The 4,523-nt window shown below is 23.3% G+C and carries 7 protein-coding genes and 3 pseudogenes; all 10 read right to left on the reverse strand.

From position 1 onward, the window contains the following. Positions 1 to 44: 44 nt before the first annotated feature. Entirely contained in the window at positions 45 to 488 is a 444-nt protein-coding gene (locus tag C6B38_RS08925; RefSeq protein ID WP_146693381.1) for a hypothetical protein, read from the reverse strand. A 4-nt stretch (positions 489 to 492) separates the two neighbouring features. Further along, the gene (locus C6B38_RS12045; RefSeq protein ID WP_105299360.1) at positions 493 to 939 is read right to left on the reverse strand and encodes a recombinase RecT; all 447 of its coding nucleotides are present in this window, start codon (positions 937 to 939) and stop codon (positions 493 to 495) included. Then, complete coding sequence (locus C6B38_RS12050) at positions 893 to 1,348, reverse strand: recombinase RecT (protein WP_105299361.1); 456 nt, start codon at positions 1,346 to 1,348, stop codon at positions 893 to 895. The genes C6B38_RS12045 and C6B38_RS12050 overlap by 47 nt, the downstream gene beginning before the upstream one ends. A 184-nt stretch (positions 1,349 to 1,532) precedes the next feature. Next, on the reverse strand, positions 1,533 to 1,697 hold the full coding sequence (locus tag C6B38_RS10445; protein ID WP_162475950.1) for a hypothetical protein: 165 nt from the start codon (positions 1,695 to 1,697) through the stop codon (positions 1,533 to 1,535). Between the two features lie 2 nt (positions 1,698 to 1,699). Then, on the reverse strand, positions 1,700 to 2,134 hold the full coding sequence (locus C6B38_RS08940; protein ID WP_105299362.1) for a single-stranded DNA-binding protein: 435 nt from the start codon (positions 2,132 to 2,134) through the stop codon (positions 1,700 to 1,702). A gap of 90 nt (positions 2,135 to 2,224) precedes the next feature. Beyond that, positions 2,225 to 2,536, reverse strand: a complete 312-nt coding sequence (locus C6B38_RS08945) for a hypothetical protein (RefSeq protein WP_105299363.1) — start codon at positions 2,534 to 2,536, stop codon at positions 2,225 to 2,227. Further along, positions 2,529 to 3,543, reverse strand: a pseudogene (locus C6B38_RS08950) (hypothetical protein). The gene C6B38_RS08945 and the pseudogene C6B38_RS08950 overlap by 8 nt, the downstream one beginning before the upstream one ends. Next, positions 3,543 to 3,746: a DUF2649 family protein gene (locus C6B38_RS08955; protein WP_105299364.1), complete on the reverse strand. Its 204-nt coding sequence runs from the start codon at positions 3,744 to 3,746 to the stop codon at positions 3,543 to 3,545. Before C6B38_RS08955 ends, C6B38_RS08950 begins: the two are co-directional and overlap by 1 nt. A 152-nt stretch (positions 3,747 to 3,898) precedes the next feature. Beyond that, a pseudogene (locus C6B38_RS08960) lies at positions 3,899 to 4,348 on the reverse strand (DUF3627 domain-containing protein). Beyond that, positions 4,332 to 4,523 (reverse strand): annotated as a pseudogene (locus C6B38_RS10450) (hypothetical protein); the annotation flags it as partial. The pseudogenes C6B38_RS08960 and C6B38_RS10450, both read right to left, overlap by 17 nt.

Here is a 4,523-nt window from a genome sequence, read left to right on the forward strand (position 1 = left end):
ATCCCAGCAAATAATTCTATTACTTTAATCATAATAACCTCTTTTTATTCTTCTTTATCGATTATTTTTACTTTGCCAGTTTTTTCGTCAATTATGACATTATCGCGATATCCTTTTTCGGTTTTGTGTTCTTTATTGTGGCATTTCATACATAATAGTTCTAAATTTTTTCAAGCAAAAAGTTTATCAATGTTTCAATTAATAAAATCTTGATCGGTAATATATTCTTTGTGATGAACAAATAATAGTTCTAAATTTTTTCAAGCAAAAAGTTTATCAATGTTTCAATTAATAAAATCTTGATCGGTAATATATTCTTTGTGATGAACAATAACGCCATTAACTATATATCTTTTTTGATAACATCGTTCACATATTCCCATTTTGCTATTAAAATAATCGTTTCTTATTTTTACTCATTTTTTATTGCGATAAAATTTATGTCTAATTGGACGATTTTTATCATAATCTTTTCAATTATTTTTCATTTTCTTAATCAGAAAACATTTCATCAACAGTTTTAACATTTTTATCATCATCATTTATTTCATTAMTGCTAAATTCTTGTTCTAAATTTAGATTTAATTCATCTTTTTTGTTATTTAATTCAATAACATTGTTATCTTCTTTATTTTTTATGTTAGGATTATCACTAAACTCTTTGCTGTTATTAATAATTATTGCTTGATCATGTTGATAGGCTTCTTGCATTTCAACTGACATAATACCTCATTTTCTTAAAAGTTGGGTTAATACTGTTTTAAGTGCCATTCCCTCATAACTTCCAGCCGTAAATTTTCCGTAAGTTTGATAATTATTAGAATATGTTTTAAAATGATTTTCGCATTTTTCTTTACTTCAATATAAAGTTTTTTTATAACCATTTAGTAGTTTAAAAAACGCAACATATCCGATTGTTTCTTTTTTTTGTTCGCTCATTTTTGTTGGTTATTCATTTAAAATTGTATTCTTGTTCTAATTCATCAAAATTTAATAATTCACCTTGTTTTACTTCTATTGCGTTTATTGTTAAATATTTTCCTGTTCGGATTGCTAACTGAATATAACCCTTATAACCAATTTGCAACTGYCCTTTTCCATTATATGGAACAATATAGGCATATCCTAAGTTARRATCTAACGGTAAATCTAATAACATTGCTTTTACACAAGCAGATAAAACACTCATTAAATTTATTTTTTCTTTATCAAATAAATTGGGATTATTATTATAAATTGTTAAGATATTTTTACGAAATAAATTAATTTCTTTCTGATTTGTTAATTTTTCATTAATTCAATTATTAACTTTTGAATTATTTAATATTAATTCAATTTTATTATTCATTTTATTTTTTCTCCTTTTTTATTTTTCACAAATAACACAAATAGCAATTATATTTATGTAATTTTGTAAAAAAGCATAATTTTATATTTTTACATTTTAAAAAATGATTACGATATTTATTACATTTTTTCATTATATTTTTTTCTTTCTAAAATTAGATCTAACTTATCATCTTTAYAAATAACTAAATTATTTTCACCATAATTTTTTTAAAATATTTTCATTCCCAAGTTGAATTAATATTGACATCTTCAACATCAATACCAGTTATATATTCACCAAAATAAGTTTTACATGGTTGTTTACCTTTTTCAGAACGATAACATAAAATATATTTATTAGTTTTCATATTTAATCTCATAAAATCGCATCATCATTATTTTCAAATGATTTATTTGATTCTATTTCTTCTAAACGAATATTTCTTGTTGCTGATTGGGTTTGATTTATTTTGGTTGGTGTTATGGGAGGTGTACTATTTTTTAAATTATTATTAGTTTGTAAAAATTGACAACTATAAACTCTTACTGTTCACTGTATTTTATTTTCTTTGTCTTTAAAAGACTGTAAAATACCTGTAATTGCAATTTGACTACCTTTTTGACAATATTGTTGTAATACACTTGCTTGTTTATTTCAAACTTGACAAGGAATAAAATCAGTTTCTTTTTGGGTTGAATGTGGTCTTGTTACTGCTAATTGAAACATGGCATATTCTTTACCATTTTGTGTTCTTTTAATTTCAATATCTTTTGTTGTTCTACCAATGGCAATAAATTGATTCATACTAATATTCCTTTCTAGTATTTTGGTTTTTTATTTTCTTTGTTGCATTTAAAACAATAACCTCAATATTTTAATTTGGGACAATATTTTTTAATTTTCATAGTTTCTTTTCTCCTTATTAGAATTATTTTTTAAAAATGTATGCATTATTTCTTGTCATTCTAACTTTAATTGATTGGTAATATTGAAACGATTTATATTAACGCCATTTTCGTTAATTATTCAAATTTCACCAATATTACTAGTAAAAATATTATTTTTTTCAAGTAAATAATTATATGCTGTAATTTGTATTTTTGCTTTATTAATTTTTTCAGCATTAAAGTATTTTCAAGTTTTAAAATCAACAACAATAGCTTTGTTATTTTCACTATTATTATTTTCAACTAATAAATTAATCATCTTTACTATTTCCTTTTTCTTTTTTAGGTTTTAAATTCTTTTTCAAAATATCAATATCAAATAACTCCAATCGTTCTTTAACGCTTAATTTTGTAATTTCTGACCAATAATATTCTTTTTTGTCAATAATTTCATCATTTTTTAAATCACGAACAAACTTTAATCATTGACTATCGTACTTATTGGCAAATTCAAGCGGAATAATTATTTTAAAAAACCGAATTCCTAACCCAACATCCGACTTATGTTTTGTTCGTTTACCTTCTGCTGTTCGTTCTACTGATTTTGTTTTTCAAATTTCATAATCGGTAATATCTTGGAAAATACCAATTCGCATAATAAAGAAACGATTAAAAAAATTAAACCCTTTCTTAATAACTGGTTTTTTCAATGAAATTGGAATAATAATTCCACTTGCTAACTGGCGAATATTGTTTCAAATCATACCTTCACGCTGAGCAGTAAACAACGCACGATTACCAAAATGTCTCGCTAAAACAATTCACGGTATTTTACCACTATGAACTTTTTTCTCATCGTGAGCACTAGTTCCATCAATATACAAATAACTTTCATCAAATAAAATAACACTATCATCTGGGGGAACCGGTTTTGTTCTATCGGTAAAATCTAAATTTTTAAATGTTAAAACTTTAACTTTATCATCTTCTAACGGATAATTACTATAAATTTCATCTGTTAATAATTTCATAGTTTGCGATAAATAAGTTAAAAGTAATGTTTTACCGGTCCCTAACTTCCCAATAATAACTGATAACGGATTATTTCAAACAAAATTTACTAACCGAAAAGCGTTTAACTGATAAAAAAATATTTTTTCACAATCATTACACAAAATAAACACACTGCAAAGCAAACAACAATCAAAATACTAAACCAACACAATACAAAGAAATTATCCAAAGTAATAAATCAATTAAATTAAACAAAAGCATTGAACCACTAATATAACAATAGTTTTTTAAAAAAAATATAAACTTTTTCATTATTTAAAATACCCAACTATTTTAAAAACCATTCATAATAAAAACCAAGTTAAAAACAAAATCACAATTCAAACACCAACCATTAAAGTTAAATATTTATTTCGCGTTAAATTCCACATTATAATACTTTCAACATTCGTTTTATCTATAAACAAAAAGAAATGAATGAAAAACTCTTTTAATTTAATTCAATCATTTTGCATTTTTAAAAACTCCATATTTTTTGAATAAGTTTAAAAAACATTCCAAAAAACAAAACAATAAATAACACAAACGATATAACATATAAAAACTCAGGGGCATTTGAACCAATAATATAACTAACAAATTGAACTCAATAATCATATAAACTCATTTAATTTAAACTTTCTAAATCATTAATTAATTCTTGTTCTTTTTCAACACTTCAATTTGTTAAATTATTATTGTTATTATTTGCTTTTACTTTTTTACGTTCACTTAAAAATAACGCTTTTTTCATTTTAGTAAAGTAATTTTGTTTATATTGATTATATAAATTGATTAATTCTGTTCCAGTTAAATATTTTCAAATATGACGTTTTAAATTTTCATCATATTTTACAATAGGATAAGAATTATCATAAATCAAACCTATTGCTACTTGCTATGAATGTTTTTCACTCCGATAAATAAACTTATTACTCAACCAAAAACCAATATGGCGATTATGATTGGGTAAATTAATAAAACTTGCTTTTTCTGTTGTAAAAGGTATAAATTCCTTACTAATAAAATAATTTTCTACATTCTGATTTTTCTTAACAAAATTACTCAATTTTATCATCTCCTCGTCTTACTGGTCTTAACATTGTACCTTTTCCTAATACTCCATTATTAATAATTTCTAACGGTAATAATTGTTTCTTAAATACTTCAACTCTAAATTCTACCTTAATTTCAAAAATATATTTTATATACATAATAATCACAAAAATAATACCTATAAAAGCATATACAGA

Source organism: Spiroplasma sp. ChiS (assembly GCF_002968355.1).
Lineage (GTDB): Bacteria > Bacillota_I > Bacilli_A > Mycoplasmatales > Mycoplasmataceae > Spiroplasma > Spiroplasma citri.